Genomic DNA, 2,838 nt, shown 5'->3' on the forward strand with positions numbered 1-2,838 from the left:
ATCCCGGTGATATCGTAAACCTGGTTGACAACCTGCCAGTAGGATTTATAGCCGGTCAGCCAGAGGTAATCCGATCCTCCCGAGGAATACAAAAAGACTCCCAAACTCGATGAGAAAGGATGGATGTAATCAAGGTAGATCCCGAAATAGGGGTAATTCGAGCCGGAACCGCCCAGCACCTGGAACTCTGTCTCGAGGCAGCAGGGGCTGTAATTGTTGGCGACCACCGAGCAGTTGGAGCGCTTGTCGGTGCCGTCGCCGATTCCGCGGTAGCGGTTGCTGATCAACTGCCAGTCCGAGCCCGGCTCCTGCTTTTCCCATCCCGCAAGTGAGCCTGAATTAAACCGCTCCATGAATTCATCTGCGGTGCGATCCTCGAGGCTGTAGAACCTGTGCCGGTTTATGATAAAGTCCTCCTGGATAGATTCCTGGATGATGCAGTAGAAGCCGAGAAGCTCGATTATCTTCTTGATGGCGGCCAGACTGCCTTTGCGCTTTAAGATCCAGGCCGCGTGCTGTAGAAACCGTCGTCGCTCCGTTTGCGAGGCATGAGGTGCATCCAGAAGCGGGAAGCCGAGGTTCTGGGCCAGTCGGAATACATACTTGCCCGGGCATTCGTCGTACCACATCAGCTTGTAGAGGTCACCCGCAAACTTTTTATGGTCCGCGTAGGACTTCTCGAAGATGCTCAAAAAACGGTTGAGCTGGTCATTGCCCTGGTCCTTGCCCGGCAAAAAATCCGGGCAGTCGAAGACTATCTCCTCCGGGGGAGAGTACGGTTTGATATCCTTCGCAGGCCAGAAGCGCCAGGGAGTGGTCCGGGACTTGAATTTTCCGGAATCGAACGCCATTATTCCCGGTTCTCCGATCGCAGTGAATCGAGCTTAACCGAACTGTCCGGCAATAAGCTCCAGTCGAAATGGGTCATAAACAAGAGACTCCCGTCGTAAAAGGTCGCGGTACTGTCGTTGGGTTCGCTGTCGGGGGGATAGAACACCTGTGTACAGCCGTCGAGAGAACCGTCGGCCAGGGCGTGGTCGCGCACGACTTTTTTGATCGAGTCCAGGTCGACATCCAGATAGGCGATCTTGGAGCTCCCGCTGTTGTCGAAAAACGATTCCATGTTGCCGGAGGCGGTCGGGTTCTCGTAGACCTGCTTCAGCCCGCCCACCGAGACGGCGTCATCATCGATCTGTTTCAGATCGGCGTAGACCTCGCGCTTTAGCTGAACCGGGACCGAGTACCAGTCGGTGGCGCTGTCGGCCGTGTTGTGCGCCCCGAAATGGATCACGTAGTCCTGCTCCCCGCCTCCGAAATCGAGGTCATCGAGTGTTGGTGAGAGGATCCAGCAGGTGACATCAGTCGATCCCAGGGCATAGGTCTTGACCCAGGAGGTGTCAGAGGTGACCCAGACCGTGCCCAGGCTGTCGCCCGCGATATCGGTCACGAACACCAGCACGCTGTCGGGAGGCAGATCCATCCCGGCCGCGTTCCAGTATTGCAGTTTAACGGATATCCGGTTCGAAAGCTCGTTGATCTCGATAGCTGAAGCGCATGAGACCGCCAAAATCGAAACCAGCACAAAACAAGCCAGTAACTTCAGGTTCTTCATAACCATACTCCTTTAAATGCCATTGATTTATTTTTTTCTTTTTGGTGCGGATATCGAAACTCTGCTCCCCGAAAGCGAGGCTGACCGCACCCGAGAATTCGGGGTTGACCGTGACTGTGTCCGCCAGGGTGTCGCCGGCCAAAGCCGCCCGGACGATATACGGATTGTAGCCGGTGGAATCCGACCAGCAGGGATCACAGGCCGGGCTGTCGTAGTGGAAGCGCTGGTATGTCAGCGTGTCTTTGACCTTACCGGATGCGTCGCTTTCACGGTTGCAGACAATCTGACCGTAGCCGTTTTCTATCCAGACCGAAGCACCTTGAACAGGACTTGATTCAGAAGTGACAGTAATCTCGCAGGTGCGTGCATAGGACAGGTCTTTGCCCAGGCCGTCATCATTTTCTGTGATCGTGTTTAACTCCAGGCCGTTTCTGGTGTCGGTGCACGGCCCCAGGTAAGTAATATCTATAACCTTTGAACCAGTTGAACTGTACGGGTAAGTACCATAAGAATTAAATATAAAGGTCGTGCTGTCCGAATTTTCAGTTACCACCGTATCGCCATGTAATGTGATGTCACCGCCTGTCCCACAGGAACCCAAAGCGACCGAACCGAAACTTACCGGGTAACCGGATTCACTGTAAAAGTAATTATTACTTATTTTGACATTGTAGACATCCAACGTCAGAAGACTCTGGCAAACCAGATAATCTCTATTCGAGCTTAACCTGGCCGGCATCAAGGCGGTACATTCAGACGGATCCAATGAAGCGGTATCAACTAATGTATCTATTGCAAAACACTTGTTTCTGATAAACTCGATGTCGTGAAAGCCTGAATCGTGATGCAACCTGATCACCTCAATACGTTCTGGAAGCCAGTCTATGTTCTCATCCTTGCCCCCATATCCACGAAACTCGTTATCATGATAAGACAGGTGCATATTTGATAATTCTGGATCCCCGGCAGGCCACCTACAATAAAGACCGATTGACTTTTCAGGTACGCCATCGGTGTCTTCACCAAATGACACATTAATCTGATTCCAACCGAAACTGTTGGGAAACCTGGCAGATCCTTTGCAGCCCTGCACTATTAGCCCGTTACAGCCAAAGTATTCAGTACCGAATTGTACTAAATTAGAATCGAATCGACAGCGGTCCCAGCTGTAGAAGACATCGAGAGCAAAAGGATCGCCGAGGTTGTTATTGAAATCAGATTCAGAC

At 52.2% G+C, this 2,838-nt stretch carries 3 protein-coding genes; all 3 read right to left on the reverse strand.

What is annotated here, in order from left to right:
- On the reverse strand, nucleotides 1-851 hold an 851-nt coding region (locus GF404_09145), incomplete at its 3' end, for a hypothetical protein (protein MBD3382349.1).
- Entirely contained in the window at nucleotides 851-1,612 is a 762-nt protein-coding gene (locus GF404_09150; protein MBD3382350.1) for a hypothetical protein, read from the reverse strand. The genes GF404_09150 and GF404_09145, both read right to left, overlap by 1 nt.
- Nucleotides 1,506-2,555 carry a hypothetical protein gene (locus GF404_09155; GenBank protein MBD3382351.1) on the reverse strand — a complete coding sequence of 350 codons (1,050 nt, stop codon included), beginning with the start codon at nucleotides 2,553-2,555 and terminating at the stop codon, nucleotides 1,506-1,508. Before GF404_09155 ends, GF404_09150 begins: the two co-directional genes overlap by 107 nt.
- Nucleotides 2,556-2,838: the final 283 nt, after the last annotated feature.

The sequence above is a fragment of the Candidatus Zixiibacteriota bacterium genome, from assembly GCA_014728145.1.
Lineage (GTDB): Bacteria > Zixibacteria > MSB-5A5 > JAABVY01 > JAABVY01 > WJMC01.

What these genes read in the sequence shown, in the direction of transcription:
- GF404_09155 (MBD3382351.1), bottom strand. Translation starts at nt 2,555, where the DNA reads ATGCACCTGTCTTATCATGATAACGAGTTTCGTGGATATGGGGGCAAG.
- GF404_09150 (MBD3382350.1), bottom strand. Translation starts at nt 1,612, where the DNA reads ATGAAGAACCTGAAGTTACTGGCTTGTTTTGTGCTGGTTTCGATTTTG.